We start from the raw sequence: 16556 nt of genomic DNA, 5'->3' as shown, positions 1-16556 counted from the left end.
TATAACGACTTTGTGAATTCTTGCACTTACTTCACAAGTCGCTTCCTATTCATTTTACAAAAGTGATTTATAATAAATGATTCAAGATTTAATTTACATCTGTTAACCCTCCATGTCAATGGAATAACGAGCAAATGTTCATCATTCTTTAACATTTAAATACTGGAAGGGCACTTCGTTATGTAAGTTTGATTTCTGGATCACTATAAGTACTTACTGGATATAACAAAAGACTGTTCTCTTCAGCAAAATTACAGTTGAAGAGAACAGTCTTATCTATTTACGCTTATTAATCTTTTTTGTTACTGTCATCTACTGGAGTATCCTGAATTGGATCCTTATCAGTAGTAGACTCCTCATCTTCACGTGGTTGAATGCGAACTTTCACATCACCGATCTCATCAATGATTGGTGTTGCTTTAGATTCCACAGTCGGCTCAGTTGAAGCACCACCAGAGAACGGAGCAGGTAAGTTACCTGTTTCAAGCAAAGACTTAATTTGCTCGATTTCCAACGTCTCAACATCAAGCAATGTCGTTGCAATAATATGCATCTCTTTGCTCTTCTCGTTAAGAAGGTCTCTAGTACGGTTATAACACTCGTTAATAATCGCTTGCATTTCTTGGTCAATCTCATATGCAATTGCATCGGAGTAATTTTGTTCGTGACCAATGTCACGCCCTAAAAATACTGAACCTTGTTGTGAACTACCGAATTGCATTGGACCTAGCTTATCGCTCATACCGTATTCCATAATCATGCTACGAACAATTCCTGTAGCTTGTTTAAAGTCACTGTATGCACCTGTACCGATTTCACCAATAAAGATTTCCTCGGCAACACGACCCGCTAAAAGACCACATACACGATCTAGTAATTCATTCTTCGTCACAAGCATACGATCTTCTTTTGGAAGCATGATGACATATCCACCAGCGCGACCACGCGGAATGATTGTAACTTTGTGAACCTGATCTGCATGCTCTAAATAGTAACCAGCAATCGTATGTCCTGCTTCATGGTAAGCAACAATGCGCTTCTCACGATCACTAATAACACGACTCTTCTTCTCTGTACCTACGATAACACGATCAATCGCGTCATCGATATCAACCATATTTATTTCCTTCTTGTTACGACGAGCGGCAAGTAATGCAGCTTCATTCAGAAGGTTTTCAAGATCAGCACCGCTGAATCCAGTTGTACGCTTAGCAATGATGTCTAGCTGTACTTCACTAGTAAGCGGCTTATTACGCGCATGTACTTTCAATACTTCTTCGCGACCTTTAACGTCAGGACGATCTACCGTAATTTGACGGTCAAAACGACCCGGACGAAGTAACGCTGGATCCAAGATATCAGCACGGTTCGTTGCAGCGATAATAATAATACCTTCATTAGCACCGAAACCATCCATTTCAACTAGCATTTGGTTCAATGTTTGTTCACGCTCATCATGACCACCGCCAAGACCAGCTCCACGTTGACGACCTACTGCATCAATCTCATCGATAAAGATAATACATGGTGCATTTTTCTTCGCGTTCTCGAACAAGTCACGAACACGGGATGCACCAACACCGACGAACATTTCCACGAAATCAGAACCTGAAATACTAAAGAACGGTACGCCAGCTTCTCCAGCAACTGCTCGTGCAAGTAAAGTTTTACCTGTACCAGGAGGACCTACTAGAAGTACCCCTTTCGGAATACGAGCACCTACCAAGTTAAACTTACGTGGATCCTTCAAGAAGTCAACAACTTCGACAAGTTCTTGCTTCTCTTCATCAGCACCTGCAACGTCTTGGAAAGTAACTTTTTTCTTTTCTTCGTTATAAAGCTTAGCACGGCTCTTACCAAAGTTCATAACTTTGCCGCCGCCACCTTGAGCTTGATTCATTAAGAAGAAGAACAATACAAAAATTAAAATGAACGGAATCAATGTAACTAAGAAGTTAGACCAGAAACCTGCTGTCTTCATCTTCTCATGTTCTAAGGTGAATCCGTATTCTTGACGAAGTTCTTCAAGTTGCGGTACAGAACTAGTTGCGGCACGAGATGTAAAGCTTTGACTACTGCCATCCGCTGGCACCTGACTATACTTACCTGTTACTAAGTAGGATTGATCTTCGAACTTCAAGACTAATTCTGCCACATTCCCTGATTCGATCGCTGTAATTAGCTCATCGTATCTTAAAGGTTTGGAAGTATCACCTGAATTACTAATGTAATTATAGATCCCTATCGTAACCAAAAAAATAATTAAATAATAACTTGTATTACGCATGAACCGTTTCATCCCCTACCTCCTCTCAGACGCTTCAATTATTTTAACATAGCATGTCTTTCGATAACAACGTATTGTTGTTTAGAGATGACATGCATGGCCAGTCCTAAGAATAAACTTCTGGCTTAAGGATACCTATGAATGGCAAATTACGATACTTTTCAGCATAGTCTAAGCCATAACCGACAACGAACTCGTCTGGTAATGTATATCCCTTATAATGGGGCTGAAGATCTACTGTACGTCGAGCAGGTTTGTCAAACAACGTTGCAACTGTAACTGATGCTGCGCTGCGACGCTCTAATACATCGATCAAATAGCTTAATGTAAGACCACTATCAATAATATCTTCTACAATGATTACGTCACGACCTTCAACTGTAACATCTAGATCTTTTATAATTTTTACAACGCCAGATGACATTGTAGATTGGCCATAACTTGAAACAGCCATAAAATCGATTTCTAGTGGTGTTTTGATCTCTTTTACAAGATCAGACATGAAAATAAATGCACCCTTTAAGATACAAATAACGAGTGGATTGCGGCCTTCGAAATCTTTCGTTAATTGCACGCCAAGCTCTTTCACCTTTTGTGAAATTTGTTCCTCACTATATAGCACTTCTTGAATGTCGTTTAACAACTGAAATCCTCCTACACTTAACTATGTTATGTTTCTAAATCAAGTTCATTCCTATTCATCGATCAAGCCAAAAGATGATTGCCTCTGTCGCATGTAATAACAATATAAGCCTTTGTCTTCTCATTTACCAAGCCATAACTAGACCTTCGCACACCAGGAAGCCAGATGATTTGACCAGAATGTTGTTGCAAGATCGGATATGTATCGCGCTCAGAAACAGCGATTTTGGCATCCACGAACATATCTTGCACTTTTTTCGATCCATTTAACCCTATAACATTCATTCTGTCACCTATTTCTCGTGAACGAATAGTCAGAGGGAATGAAATCGCTTCATAATCAAATACCGCTTCATATCTAGAAGCTGGGTTTCGAAGTTGTGCATCGCCTTCATAAAGCTTACATGAGATAAACCAATTACCATATTGCACCACGCAAGGTAGCTGTTGTTTTTCAATGATGAGTGGCTCAACTTTCGTCGACTGGGAAAGCGAATAATCATTAATATGTACAAAACGCAATATATCGTATTCGCGAACGCATACGATCCCTTCACCAACATCGATACGATACGTGGATGTTGCTGCATCCCCTGCAGCCCATCGTATTCGTTCAATGCCCTCGAACGATATGCTAGTTGCTTCTTGAGAAAGATAACTTAATATTAGTTTAATCAATCTTCTTTGTAAAGCAACGTGAGCGTCTAATAGTGCTTTGCAATTAATTATTATGCTTTGGCCCTGATGTTTCACATGATCTACAAACATTTGATTGGCTTGTTGTTGCATCCAATCATCTTCCATTCCCGCTACATCAGCAAGTCGTGCTAACGATTGTGTAAGTTTTGGGTTGAAAGATTGTAAGTAAGGAATAACATCTAGTCGAACTTCATTGCGGAAGTAATCCCTCTTCTCATTACTACTGTCATTCAGATATGAAATATGTTCCTCCTGACAATAGAGAATCAAGTTATCCTTTCTCATACGAAGTAGAGGGCGAATGAGTTCCACGTTTTTTTCAGGACGTTTTATTGCCATACCACTTAGCCCTGTAATTCCGGTTCCTCTTAAAATATGCATGAGCACAGTTTCAGCTTGATCATCACCGTGGTGAGCAAGCGCAATATACTTCGCATTATGACGTTCACATACTTCATAGAGAAAAGCATATCTTCTTTGGCGAGATGCGGCTTGACTATTAATCGTGTTTTGCTCTAAATAAAGCGGCATGTCTAGTTCTGTATATTCACAAATAAGTGCTAATTGCTCGGCAACCTGTCTAACTAATTGATATTCTGCAGCAGACTCCTCCGGTCGAAACCCATGATTGACATGAGCAACGACCAACTGGAGTGAGTCACGCGATGCAATACTATGAAGGATATGTAGCAATGCCATCGAATCGGGTCCACCAGAAACAGCTACAACAATTGTACTACCCGGCTCCCATAATTGCTCTGTCTTCGCTACATTCCAAACTTCTTCTACCAGTTCCATGACTTGCACCTCTCTCTAATCTATGTTCAATAATTATGATTTACAAGTAGCGAGAAGGCTCGTTCTAGTGACAAGTCTACCTATTTCAATAATCCACCGAGATCCAACAATGCTATGGATGCCACCGTACATAATGATAAAAACGATACTGTAATTAAGACTTTCAGCCAACGCGGCGTCTTATTCGACTTCACCATTATTTTTCGTCGATGTGCTAACATTCTCCAAGCTTCAGCAGCCTCTTCCCCATCTCGAAAATGTCCATGAAACGCCTTCAGCAACCAGCCTTTATAGTGCGCCAGTTGCGGAATAGTTTTGACAATACTCATTAATTGTTCAATCGATCGGTTTTGCGGTATCAAATCATTCGTTGCTTGAGCTAATTTACGAGGAGCAAATAATTGGACACATAGTGTCGCAAATGAAAATAAATCGTAAGCTGGGTCAGCACAGCGAGTTCCGCTATTCCAATAGCCACGATCATACATTTCGGTAAATTGTTTCACGCTTTTGCCGTTTTTCGTTGCACCGCCGTAATCGATTAACTCAACATGACCGTACTCAGCAATAATAATATTTTCTACTTTCAAATCACCGAAAATCCACCCAGCTTGATGAAGTTGACCAAGACGACGTAACAAATTCAATGCTAATAACGGAAACCACTCTTGCCCGTTTCGCTCGATATAAGTGGGCATATCTTGTCCCTTTACATAACGCATCGTGTAGAAAGAATACTCTTTGCCATCGGGCATAATGCAGTCATCGACATCTTTCAAGTAATTATCATTTTGTGATAAATTACGTTCCGCTAACGCTTTAAGTGCATTTATCTCAGATTGTAGATCGATAGCATTGGCCCCAATCTTCAATGCATACCAATTCCAATCTTTAGAGACTAAAAATACTTTACCATTAGCGCCTTCTCCAAGCAAACTTTCTACACGATATTGCTGACCTTTCCACTTACCAACAAGAACACTTCCCTTTTTCAGGGACAATTTAGATAGCGTTGTCACCCATTATCCCATCCATTTCTGTCAGGTCATGTGTAGACTTCGCTTTTTGCTTCGTATAAAATTCCACGACACTCATAATCGCTGGACCCGTTGGTGTCGTTCCGCTCATATGTAATTTCGGGAAAATCGATTGCATGCCTTTAAGATGCGTCGTCCAATTCAAATCATTAACACAATCTTCTTGATGTTTTGCCCCAGGGAAATGAAAAACTGCAATTTCACTTTTTCCTTCTCTAGCTTGTAAGCTCAACATGAGATCATAAATAGCTTCCTCTACAGATGCTAGCTTAGGACGCATACTTGCGCTCGCATCAATCAGAAGTGCGACTTGCAATTCAGTTGTCTCAGTAAGTTCATCCATCACGCGTACAACCTCACTACGCTTCTCAGGAGATAATGCTTCAATCGAATGATTACCAAGTACATGTTGCAGTTCCTTTTGAACAGCCATTTGAATCGTTTGCACAACCGTTTTGCGTGTCATCATCTGTACGGTCTGAGCAAGTTCTTTCGTCTGAACAAGTCTACTTAATCCTCCGCCTGCTCTAGCAATTTCATGAATTTCAGCTGATCCGTATTCGCCTAATTCACCTTGATCTACGACACCTATAACATTAACCGAAATCCCTTCCGATTTTGCGTGCGCAGCAGCGACAACAGGACTCATACCAACATTAGAACACCCATCTGTAATAAGTAAAATTTGTTTCATCTTTATACCTCCTCAAACTTTTCGTCAACGCTAAAGATATGCTTCTCTACTATTAGAAAAGTACATCAGAAGCCTAGTCTTTGTATTCAAGACAGGACTATATAGCTCTATCTTTGCCGAAATGAGAGGAAGTTAACCCTAGCAAACTACTTATTTGTACGATCTCTCAATTATACTTCAATCGTTCACTAGATTGCCAATTTTAGTGAATTTCGCTTATAAGACATTAAAAAAGTTTTTTGAGAGATTGTCGCTAGGCAACATCTCTCAAAAAACTTATAAACCCTCTAGATTATTTTCGCCTCGTAGTGTACTCGACATCGAATAAGCTACGTCAGCACACCACTCGTGATCACGAGAGGATGTTGTGAACTCGCTATTACAATGAAGATTCAAAAAGTGGGCTTTCAGAACCGAGAAGATGAGACGCTACTTGAGGAAGGCGGAAGCGCAAGTGTACGTAGTTGGTACACGCGAACCGTACTTCCCAAATTCGTTTCATATTCGATGTCGAATAAGCTACACAGTCAATCATCGTTATCAAAGTCCACTTTTTGAATTACCTCTTACAATGAAGGTTCAAAACATTCGCTTGTCAGCACCAAGAAGATGCACTCTAGCAAAAACGAGTAGCACAGTGTACGTTATTGGTACACGAGCACACACAGGCTTTTGATGGAGGGCATATTCGCTGCCGATTAAGCTACGTTAGCATTCTCATCGTGATCACGAGTGGATGTTTTGAACTACCTCTATCTCTAGCTTACTACTTGCGCTCTTTCTATCTTCGCCACCCCCGGCCACTTGAACGTCGCCCACTCAGGGACATATCGATCGACTCTTGTTACAAGAACCGTCATATCATCAACAATTGCTCCATCATGGAATCTTACGACTGTCTCTAGTAGCGAATCTGCTATTTCCTGAGGATCGTTACTTTTTAATTCACTTATGACGCGCTTCATCCACAAATCTTTATTGACTGCATAACCTGGTGCATCATAAATACCATCGCTCATCATAATGAGTACATCTCCTGGTAGTAACGGCATATGAATAAAGTCTACATCTATATCTTGAATAATACCGACTGGTAAGTTATTCGCACATATCGGAATAACTTCATGACCACGTTTAATAAAACTTGGAGTAGAACCGATTTTCAGAAAAGTCGTATTGGCTGAATATAGATCGATAATGGCTAGGTCAACCGTTGCATAGATCTCTTCAGGGGAACGTAATAACAGAATCGTATTCACGGATTTAACAGCTAACTGTTCGTTCATACCTGATTGTAATAGTTGTTGAAGAATAGATAATGCCGCACTACTTTCCTGTCTTGCCCGCTCACCGTTACCCATACCATCGCTAATTGCCACCGCAAATTTCCCGCTATCTAACTCTACGATGCTAAAGCTATCACCCGATAATAGATCTCCTCCTTTGGCTACACCTGCTACTCCGATCTCCACTTCATATTGCTTTGCTGATGCAAACATTGCGCGCTTTAACTCATTATGTTGTGATAGTGATGATTCACTACGAACTGTAATATTTTCACCTAATATATCACTAAGTAATGGTGCAATAATTTTTCTACATTCCTCGAAACCCCCATCGAAGCTATGCTGTACTTCAATCTCTACATTTCCGAGTTCCAAGCTAATAATATCAATACTTTGAATAGATAGACCTAGTCCTTCTAATGCCTCTTTGATTTGTTCCTCTTGAACGTGCAGCGTTTGGCCCTCTCGTTTAATTTCATGGGATAAATCCTCCATCACTTGTGAGACTCCTAATAACTGGTCACCAACTAATCCTTTCAATTCATGAATCTGCCTTTGCCACTTATAATTAAGATTATGTAGTTCATACTGATGCTTCATAGCAGTAAGCACGACATCTGTGCGATTGCAATGCGTTTGCCATGCACGAGGTACATCTTTTTGTAATCCACCTTGTCTTGCTTCTAAACTTGTCATCATTTCATTCATCATCTTTTTTGTTTGAAATACCTTGTCCCCCCAACATGATTTTTGTCTATGACAGTTGGTGCAACTTTCCATTGATACAGCATCTATAAATTGAACGACTTTCGCTTCTTGACTCGCAGCTTGTCCATTACTGTAATTAGGATAGAAGCTATTCGATAATTGCTTAAACATATCAGAAAAATGAAATACCCGAGCTGCCGTTTCATTACGAATATGTTTCGCATACTCATAATGAGATTTATTATTTTCTAGTGAACCAGGTATGTATCGTGATATCGCATTCGTGATCCCTTTCGGTGTTAACAGTAGTAAAATAGTCGCAAATGAAGATTCCCATACAGATGTGAATATTTCCCCTTGTCCGCCGACATATACGGTCAAAATCGATGTACCTAGTAATAGACCGAATGCTGATCCTAACTTTCCACCTTCTCGTAATAAACCAGCGAGAACGCCTGCGAATGCAAGCACTCCTATTTGTAATACTGCGCTAAAATTAGCTAGACTAATAATTAAACCCGCTATTACACCTACCGTTGCCCCAAGAGGTGCACCGCCAACGATTGCGAAGATCAGTAGCATATAACGAGACAACACATGCTCAATTGAAATTCCTTGCACAACCCAACCAACTGTGCCGGTCATAACACAAGCTAATAGGATCATGACACATATAATCTCCTCATGCTTCAACTTTACCGTTTTACGTGAGAAGGTAATAACGGGTATAGCATGAATGAACACAAGTGTTAGAATAAATGCCAGTCCTGCTTCTACTAACACCATCGTCAAATTGTACCAATCTAAAGCATTTCCGATAAATGTATGGAATAGTTGCACTAACAATACACCAATGAAAACAACAAGCGGTACCTTGGAAATAGCAACTCGCTCATAAGCTTGCAACCCGCGAAATAACAAATAGACTACGAGAATTTCTAATGCAATCCACAATGGCGCTGGTGTAAGAGCAAATAAACTGCCTACTACGGTCGTAATGCCTGTCATAAATGCTAAATCTTTACGAATGAAATAGATGACAGCAAAATAAGCTACTGCAAATGACATCAGTGAATCTAGGATGACTGCTCTGCCTAATAAAAACGCGATCCCTATTAGTAAAATATTCCACTTTCTGATGGATACTGCATCATAACTAGCTTGTATCCACTTCACTTGCTTCAATCTTTCACCTATACGAGCTTGTCCTGCATTCAACCCTACGAACATTTCATTGCTCTTCTTCATACCGTTGCACCACCATCCGATTGTTAATGTGTTCCTCATTATAGATGGTTGCCTCAATATATTTTGTCATTTGAAGGAAGCTGATCAAAAGTTTTTTCCGACAAAACTAACGAACCTTGCGTCACTTGTCGGAAGTAGATTAAATTCAATGATAGCAGTACTTTCATGCCACATACATTTACCTGATTACATTAATAAACATTCCACTTCATGTCGCCTATGTAAAACAATATTTGACGAATCAACTAGAGTTACCGTTTCAGATGAAGAATGTTGACTAAAAGTTTATGTTCTATTCGTTAATACGACAAGCACAAACAATGAAACAAAACTCAGCAATGTGTAAGCTACGAGTACACAAGCAAAAAAAAAACGCTCGAAACTTCAAATAGAGGTTCAAAGCATTTGCTGCTGAATAAGCTACGTTAGCATAATCGTCGTTATCAAAGGCCACTTTTTGAGCTACCTCTAAAACAAAAAAGCAGAGCTATATAAGCCCTGCTTGTTATCAACATATAATCGTAAACTAGTCTCGTTTTGCTCCGCGACCGCCACGTTTACCTTCAGTATTCTTTTTTAAAGATGAAATGCGCTCTTCACTATCCTTTAAGAACTTAGACATTTTATCCTCGAACGACGCTTTACCAAAGCTTGGCTTACCAAAGTTAGGTTTGCCGCCGCCTTGCTTATTGAATGGACGACCGCCTCTTTCAAAATTACCGCCGCCACCACTGCCGCCGCCGCGATTAAATTTCTCTCCGCTTTGTCCTCCTGATGTATGTCGCTCACGAGAAGGTGGAGCTTGCTCTCCTGCTGGACGATCAACAGCTTGTTTAATTGAAAGGCCGATCTTACCATCTTTGTCCACATTAATGACTTTAACTGTAACTACGTCTTCAATCTTCAGATGATCTTTAACATCTTTGACATAATTATCAGCGATCTCGGAAATATGAACTAGCCCAGTGACTCCTCCGGATAAATCAACAAATGCTCCGAAATTAGTAATACCCGTCACTTTTCCTTCTAATTTGGCGCCCACTTCAATTGCCATAAAATAAAATGTTCCTCTCTTAAGGTAATATAAAGTCAATCCTACGTAAGATCAATAGTTACGCATAAAATTGCTCATATCGTGATTATAACCGAATCGACGAATTAAGGTCAACAGACAGGCATCACGGTTGCTCACTAAATATTTGCTGTTCGCCTTCTTTTACCATTCCTTGCTCTTTTGTTGCTAGTTGAGACATATACTCTGGATCATTTAGTAATTTAATTTGAGTTGCTAGAGAATCACGCTCTTTTGTGATTGAATCACGATTACTCTCGAGAGACATTAATTTCTCTTGCATCGCATCTTGTTGATTAGACTGATTCAATAAAGTGTATCCTGCCCAGGCTAAGAATATTGCAGCAAGCACAAACAATATCTTAAACCTTCGTTTTGCCCCACTAATTGATTGTTTTGATTTTGTTTGGGCCATTTGCTACTTCCTCCTTAACCATGCCTGCGATCTCTGCTTCACTATGTTCCACATTTTCGCTAGATTAGTTGATATATTCGATTTCTCCCAATACGGTTTGAGCCATCTTACTAGAGGTTTTGTAAGGGGAGAAAGTATCCATAGTACTAGTTTTAGGATCGGACGTAGTAATTGTAGCACAAGTTTTCCTATACCAATAGTGATCTTAGAACCAAGTTTCATAATATAAAGTAGTACCACCCATATGATAAGAATGGGTTTTATTACTATTATGTGGAAAATATTCACTATTATCTGTATACACCATTTTATCGCTTTAATCAACCATAGCGTCATTTTTGTTGTTATTTTACTGAATAACCAGTAATAAAATAAAAAGCCAATAGCTAGTCCAACAAATACGTATGCGCGCACCTCGCCACTATTGCTTACATAGAGCATTCGAAAGACTACGATTGCAGAGGCAATCCAATATATGAGATCAATCAATGATAAGGTCCAGCGCGGAAATTTGAGCTCTGAGGATACGACTCTATAACTATCGAAGAGAACGCCCATCCCAACACCAGACATTAACATTGTGGCTAACGTTAACCACTGTACGCTTAAACTCATCGAAATAACTTACCGAATACGCCTTTACCCTTGCCGGCGTTATTACCATCAGAATAGGCGAGTGAGTGAACCAGACCCTCTATTGCGACTAAGCCTTGTTCTAGGCTTAGATGTTTCATATGTAGATTATGACCAGTTATCGTTAACATCCCTAGCTCCGTATCTAGCAAAAACAACTCGCTATCAAAACTCTCCACCTTTGTTACTCCTGTGAGTTCTAATAACTTCCGATTTGTTAATTTCACATCTTGTTGCTTTTGCTTTTTCGGTTGTTCCATCATAGACTCGTCCTCCACTTCTATTCATTTCTTTATAGAGTATGGAAGACGCCTGAACTTTAGAACTATGACCAACAAAAAAGAGAGCAGTATCACTCACCATTGTGAATGATACTGCTCTCTATTAGGTCTACTCCCAATCAAGAATATTCTCTTTCGGGCGTGCTTCTTCTTTCACCAAGGTATAAAGCTCCGTGGCTTCGTCTTTTCGTGTTGTCTCTGAAATACGATCTATGCGAACCGTTACGATCTTCTGACCATATTGAATTTGCAATTCATCGCCTACTTTGACGCTACTACTAGCTTTAGCTTCACGGCCATTGATCCAAATCCGTCCCTGTTCTGACACATCTTTGGCAACAGTACGTCGCTTAATTAATCTCGATACCTTGAGAAATTTATCTAAGCGCATAGACTACTTAATAGCTTCTTTCAATTTGTTACCAGCTTTGAAAGCAGGAACAGTTGTTTCAGGGATGTTGATGTCAGCACCCGTTTGAGGGTTACGACCAACACGTCCAGAACGTTTACGAGTTTCAAAAGTACCAAAACCAATTAGTTGTACTTTATCTCCACCTGCAAGCGCTTCTGTTACTTCAGCAAGAAAACCGTTAAGTACAGTTTCTACATCACGTTTAGTTAGACCATTTTTTTCTGCAATGTTATTAATTAGATCTGTTTTGTTCATTTCTTATATTCCTCCTGACAAATATATGTTTAGTTTAAGGCGAATGCCATTTCGTGAGCACACATTAATGCATCTGACCTCACGAAGATTATTAATTCAACTAAAGTTTACAAAATCCTTCTTATTTCTATTAAAATTTTTACAAGATTTGATGAACAAGCAAAGATTTTGACGACTTTTAGTATTTCACAATCCCTTTGGCTTCCTCCCACCATTGATCCATCTCTACTAAATCAGTATCGTCAAAGCTTTTATCATTTATACGAAGTTGCTCTTCAATATATTGAAATCTAGCTTTAAATTTCATATTTGTACGAGCAAGTGATGCTTCCGGATCGGCGTGAATGAATCTAGCAGCATTAACAACGGCAAATAGCAGATCACCCAATTCTTCTGCTTGCTTATCTTGCTCGCCTGATTGAATCACTTCTTTCAACTCTGCAATTTCCTCTTCGATCTTTTCAAGTACAGGACCAATCTCATCCCAATCAAATCCTACTTTAGCTGCTTTTTTCTGAATTTTGTAAGCAGTTAGAATTGCTGGCAGATCTTTCGGAATACCATCTAACTTAGATGGACGCTTATCGGTAATGCCGTTGGCAAGTTGCTCTTCTGCTTTCATCTTTTCCCAGCTCATAAGTGCCTCTTCCGAATTTTGAGCAGCATCTTCACCGAACACATGAGGATGACGATATACTAATTTTTCATTCAATGTCTGAAGCACATCATAGATTGAGAAGCTTCCTAGTTCCTCTTCCATCTGACTATGCAACATTAATTGTAGAAGCACATCGCCGAATTCTTCTTGCATGCCTTCGGGATTATCTGCATCGATAGCTTCCAATGCTTCGTACAGCTCTTCAATAAAGTTTTTTCGAATCGATTGATGTGTCTGTTCTTGGTCCCATGGACAGCCACCTGGGCTACGCAGTATCGCAACAATTTCATGTAAACGATCAAAGGTGCGATTACGTACGGCATCATCGGTTGTGCGAGGTACATAGATGATCGATAGATTATGATATCCGTCTATTCTATCTAGCTCATAGATCGGCACGGAGATGATCTCCTGTTGGCCCTCTACGCCTAGTGCATGTCCTACGATAACTTCATAATCATCTGGGTAACGCTCCATTAACGCTAATTTCACATCGGATGCCGTATACTTATCGTAAACTTGTCCGATCAGTGTATGCAATTGCGGTTGTAATAACGCTGGTTGTAACTCTGCTGCATCAAGTAATGCAAATCCTTCAATCGGGTCAAAACGAAGCGTAGTAAACGCTGCATCAAGAAAACTTTCACCACCAATAATATTTAGCGCGATTCCTTGCTCTTCACAACGGGCGATAAGCTTTTGAACCGTACTTTCAGCGACCATTGGATGTCCTGGAACAGCATATACGATACTAGCTTCTTTACCCGCTTCTTCAATCTCCAGTACACGTTGTAACAATGTCTGTACAATCTCCTCATATACCTCTGGGAAATTATTATGCTTCTCATAGACGTCATCAAAACTTGTGTACGCAATATGCTCATCATGCAATAGTTTCATCATAGGGTGATGCTCGGTTCTGACATAGAGATGACTTGCCTCTTTCACCTTTTTCCAAATACCAAGCGTTATCTGATCTTCACTACCTGATCCTAATCCTACTACAGTAATTGATTTCAACATTTTCTACTCTCCCTCTAAACGTTCACCTGAAAATCATGTTTGGTTATTTAGCAACTTCAATTCCGATTTTGTGATACCTTTGAATACCATTATTATGGCACCGAACACTATAGATCCGACAATTACAGAGGATAGTGTCTCTAACGTGTAACAAAGGCGCATATGCCATCCAAGTGGCCATATATAACCGATTAGCTCACTTACAATATTAATGGATAAAACCATGAGTACAAGCGCTAGTAAGGTCACACTAAGCAATCGTAATGCCTCTAGCCAACTACGCCTCTTACAATTCATAACAACATTCATATGGTTTGTCGCTCGTCGTAATGCAAGTGCGCCAATAATAGCAGGAACGAATAATGCAATATTACCAGCTAATGCGGCTCCCTCAATACCCCATATCGGAACGAATGCATAGTTTAATATTGCCTTACTTCCGGCTGCTATAAGTAATAAGTAGAGTGGAAGCTTTCTAACCCCTGCTGCCTGCAGCAAAGGCACTTGAACAGCTAACATACTACTTGCTAAGGTTGTCCAACTAAGAATGCGGAACGTCGTCAAACTTTCAGCGTCCTTATACAGCATAATATTCAATGGCGAAGCCAGGAAAAACAGTCCAACTGCTGCTGCTGCTCCAATCATCCATGCAAGCCGATGAATAAGTAGTAGTCGATCACCAAGATTCACAGCACTATCTTGCTTCACCCAATTGGGAATAAAGCCTGCTGCAAACGCTCCAAGTAGCATGGATACTAATTGAATAAGCGGTTGAATACGGCTATATCGACCAAACTCCGCCATAACAAATGAAACCTGCTCGCCTACACCAAGCATAAAGCGAGGAATACTTATCGCGTCAACAACAGCTACCATCGGAACAACAATTGCCGCAAGGGCTGTTGGTAGAGCCATCCGGAATAAGATATTCCCTTCCGTTACTAATAACTTACGCTCTATCCTCACAAGATTGTTACCTTTTTGATAAGACAACAACCATATCAGTGCTGCGATAGCTCCAATAACAGAACCGAACATAACAGCAGCAGCAAGCTTACTATCTGACCAATTGAAAATAAGACCGATCCATAACAGTAATAGCATGCAAGCTACACGAACGCATTGCTCAATGAGTTGTGAGATAGAAGATGCCCTAGCATCATCTTTTCCTTGATAGTACCCTCGATATACAGCGAGTAGTGGCGTTATCAATAGGGCAAGCGCTAACATGCGGATGGAGGTTACGACCTCGATATTACCAATCAACTTAGCTAACCAAGGAGCAGCTAATAATCCGATCATACAGCTTACTACTGCTGCTCCACTAATAACAATAAGAGCAACTGACAGTACATTATGTTGCTCTTTTTCATTTTTTTGAGCGATATAAAAAGCTAGTGCAGTTGGAATGCCTGCGATGGCTAAAGCCATCATTAACTGATAGATAGGATATACGATATTATATATACCAAATGCCGCATCACCAGCTAGATTTTGCAGTGGTATCTTTTGTAATACGCCAATGAGCTTCGTAACAAAAGTCGCCGATGTTAACCATAATGCTCCATAACCACTTATCTTTAGCCATTTTGCTCTAAGACTCAATGTTTCTATTCACCCGATTCTGTTGTGGTATGTACCATCACACCATTATAGGTGAAAAAAGCTTCCCCTGCCAGAATAGATATCTGGCCAGAGAAGCTTGTATGTTTCACGTGAAAATTGTCGTTTATTGTTCCATTTGTTTCGCTAGAAATGCAGCTGCTGTCTCCGCCATTTTCTGTTCTAGATTACCTACCTTAACATTGTCTTCTTTACTAAGTAAGACTACTGTACCAATCGGATCTCCACCCGCAATAATTGGTGCAATAATGTAGGAGCTATACGTATCTGACTGATCTTTAACTATTTCATAACTTCCACTATTGGTTTCAAGATGCGTCTTACGGTTGTCCATACAAGCTTCCAACGTTTGTCCAATAGATTTATCGAGCAATTCTTTTTTGGATGCGCCTGCAACGGTAATTATCGTATCACGATCAGAGATAAGCGTAATATGTCCAACACTTTCGAATAACGATTCTGCATATTCCTTAGCAAAGTCACCTAATTCTCCAATTGGAGAATATTTTTTCAGTATAACTTCCCCATCGCGGTCAACAAATATTTCTAATGGATCACCTTCACGAATCCTTAACGTACGACGAATTTCTTTCGGTATTACAACGCGACCCAAATCGTCAATACGACGAACAATGCCTGTAGCTTTCATTACGTATGACCTCTCTTTCAAACACATCGAAATAGTTTGTATTAATTGCTTCTTGTATAGGAACTCCAATAACACAGTTATTTTTCAGACCACGACATCTTATAATCATAATTTCGCTTATTTCGATTGATGAATA

The 16556-nt window shown here is 39.9% G+C and carries 15 protein-coding genes; all 15 read right to left on the bottom strand.

Annotated elements, in window-relative coordinates; translation table 11 throughout:
- Positions 1-289 precede the first annotated feature (289 nt).
- Positions 290-2299 carry an ATP-dependent zinc metalloprotease FtsH gene (ftsH, locus tag NAG76_07120; GenBank protein URN95997.1) on the bottom strand — a complete coding sequence of 670 codons (2010 nt, stop codon included), beginning with the start codon at positions 2297-2299 and terminating at the stop codon, positions 290-292.
- A gap of 94 nt (positions 2300-2393) precedes the next feature.
- Positions 2394-2930 carry a hypoxanthine phosphoribosyltransferase gene (gene hpt / locus NAG76_07115; protein URN95996.1) on the bottom strand — a complete coding sequence of 179 codons (537 nt, stop codon included), beginning with the start codon at positions 2928-2930 and terminating at the stop codon, positions 2394-2396.
- 62 nt (positions 2931-2992) lie between these two features.
- Positions 2993-4426 (bottom strand): tRNA lysidine(34) synthetase TilS, encoded by a 1434-nt coding sequence (gene tilS, locus NAG76_07110; GenBank protein URN95995.1) that lies wholly within the window; start codon positions 4424-4426, stop codon positions 2993-2995.
- Positions 4427-4506: 80 nt separating this feature from the next.
- Positions 4507-5445: a serine/threonine protein kinase gene (locus NAG76_07105; GenBank protein ID URN95994.1), complete on the bottom strand. Its 939-nt coding sequence runs from the start codon at positions 5443-5445 to the stop codon at positions 4507-4509.
- Positions 5429-6157 (bottom strand): hypothetical protein, encoded by a 729-nt coding sequence (locus NAG76_07100; GenBank protein ID URN95993.1) that lies wholly within the window; start codon positions 6155-6157, stop codon positions 5429-5431. The genes NAG76_07105 and NAG76_07100 overlap by 17 nt, the downstream gene beginning before the upstream one ends.
- Positions 6158-6915: 758 nt before the next feature.
- Positions 6916-9399, bottom strand: a complete 2484-nt coding sequence (gene spoIIE / locus NAG76_07095) for a stage II sporulation protein E (protein ID URN95992.1) — start codon at positions 9397-9399, stop codon at positions 6916-6918.
- Between the two features lie 526 nt (positions 9400-9925).
- Positions 9926-10453, bottom strand: coding sequence for a S1 domain-containing RNA-binding protein (locus tag NAG76_07090; GenBank protein ID URN95991.1), 528 nt, complete (start codon positions 10451-10453; stop codon positions 9926-9928).
- A 124-nt stretch (positions 10454-10577) separates the two neighbouring features.
- Positions 10578-10886 (bottom strand): septum formation initiator family protein, encoded by a 309-nt coding sequence (locus NAG76_07085; GenBank protein ID URN95990.1) that lies wholly within the window; start codon positions 10884-10886, stop codon positions 10578-10580.
- 3 nt (positions 10887-10889) lie between these two features.
- A complete protein-coding gene (gene yabQ / locus NAG76_07080; GenBank protein ID URN95989.1) occupies positions 10890-11501 on the bottom strand; it encodes a spore cortex biosynthesis protein YabQ in 612 nt (203 codons plus the stop codon).
- Positions 11498-11782: a sporulation protein YabP gene (yabP, locus tag NAG76_07075; GenBank protein URN95988.1), complete on the bottom strand. Its 285-nt coding sequence runs from the start codon at positions 11780-11782 to the stop codon at positions 11498-11500. Before yabP ends, yabQ begins: the two co-directional genes overlap by 4 nt.
- A gap of 127 nt (positions 11783-11909) precedes the next feature.
- Entirely contained in the window at positions 11910-12191 is a 282-nt protein-coding gene (locus NAG76_07070) for an RNA-binding S4 domain-containing protein (GenBank protein URN95987.1), read from the bottom strand.
- 3 nt (positions 12192-12194) lie between these two features.
- Positions 12195-12467, bottom strand: a complete 273-nt coding sequence (locus NAG76_07065) for an HU family DNA-binding protein (protein URN95986.1) — start codon at positions 12465-12467, stop codon at positions 12195-12197.
- Positions 12468-12645: 178 nt separating this feature from the next.
- A complete protein-coding gene (gene mazG, locus NAG76_07060; protein URN95985.1) occupies positions 12646-14148 on the bottom strand; it encodes a nucleoside triphosphate pyrophosphohydrolase in 1503 nt (500 codons plus the stop codon).
- A 33-nt stretch (positions 14149-14181) separates the two neighbouring features.
- Positions 14182-15753 (bottom strand): polysaccharide biosynthesis protein, encoded by a 1572-nt coding sequence (locus NAG76_07055; protein URN95984.1) that lies wholly within the window; start codon positions 15751-15753, stop codon positions 14182-14184.
- A 124-nt stretch (positions 15754-15877) separates the two neighbouring features.
- Complete coding sequence (spoVT, locus tag NAG76_07050; protein ID URN95983.1) at positions 15878-16420, bottom strand: stage V sporulation protein T; 543 nt, start codon at positions 16418-16420, stop codon at positions 15878-15880.
- Positions 16421-16556 lie beyond the last annotated feature (136 nt).

Origin of the sequence: Candidatus Pristimantibacillus lignocellulolyticus, assembly GCA_023639215.1 — a bacterium.
Taxonomy (GTDB): domain Bacteria; phylum Bacillota; class Bacilli; order Paenibacillales; family Paenibacillaceae; genus Pristimantibacillus; species Pristimantibacillus lignocellulolyticus.
Note: the sequence above shows the minus strand (reverse complement) of the source record. Positions and strands in the feature narration are given on the sequence as shown.

What these genes read in the sequence shown, in the direction of transcription:
- NAG76_07085 (URN95990.1), bottom strand. Translation starts at nt 10,886, where the DNA reads ATGGCCCAAACAAAATCAAAACAATCAATTAGTGGGGCAAAACGAAGG.
- NAG76_07065 (URN95986.1), bottom strand. Translation starts at nt 12,467, where the DNA reads ATGAACAAAACAGATCTAATTAATAACATTGCAGAAAAAAATGGTCTA.
- ftsH (URN95997.1), bottom strand. Translation starts at nt 2,299, where the DNA reads ATGAAACGGTTCATGCGTAATACAAGTTATTATTTAATTATTTTTTTG.
- NAG76_07070 (URN95987.1), bottom strand. Translation starts at nt 12,191, where the DNA reads ATGCGCTTAGATAAATTTCTCAAGGTATCGAGATTAATTAAGCGACGT.
- spoVT (URN95983.1), bottom strand. Translation starts at nt 16,420, where the DNA reads ATGAAAGCTACAGGCATTGTTCGTCGTATTGACGATTTGGGTCGCGTT.
- NAG76_07100 (URN95993.1), bottom strand. Translation starts at nt 6,157, where the DNA reads ATGAAACAAATTTTACTTATTACAGATGGGTGTTCTAATGTTGGTATG.
- spoIIE (URN95992.1), bottom strand. Translation starts at nt 9,399, where the DNA reads ATGAAGAAGAGCAATGAAATGTTCGTAGGGTTGAATGCAGGACAAGCT.
- yabP (URN95988.1), bottom strand. Translation starts at nt 11,782, where the DNA reads ATGATGGAACAACCGAAAAAGCAAAAGCAACAAGATGTGAAATTAACA.
- mazG (URN95985.1), bottom strand. Translation starts at nt 14,148, where the DNA reads ATGTTGAAATCAATTACTGTAGTAGGATTAGGATCAGGTAGTGAAGAT.
- NAG76_07090 (URN95991.1), bottom strand. Translation starts at nt 10,453, where the DNA reads ATGGCAATTGAAGTGGGCGCCAAATTAGAAGGAAAAGTGACGGGTATT.
- yabQ (URN95989.1), bottom strand. Translation starts at nt 11,501, where the DNA reads ATGAGTTTAAGCGTACAGTGGTTAACGTTAGCCACAATGTTAATGTCT.
- tilS (URN95995.1), bottom strand. Translation starts at nt 4,426, where the DNA reads ATGGAACTGGTAGAAGAAGTTTGGAATGTAGCGAAGACAGAGCAATTA.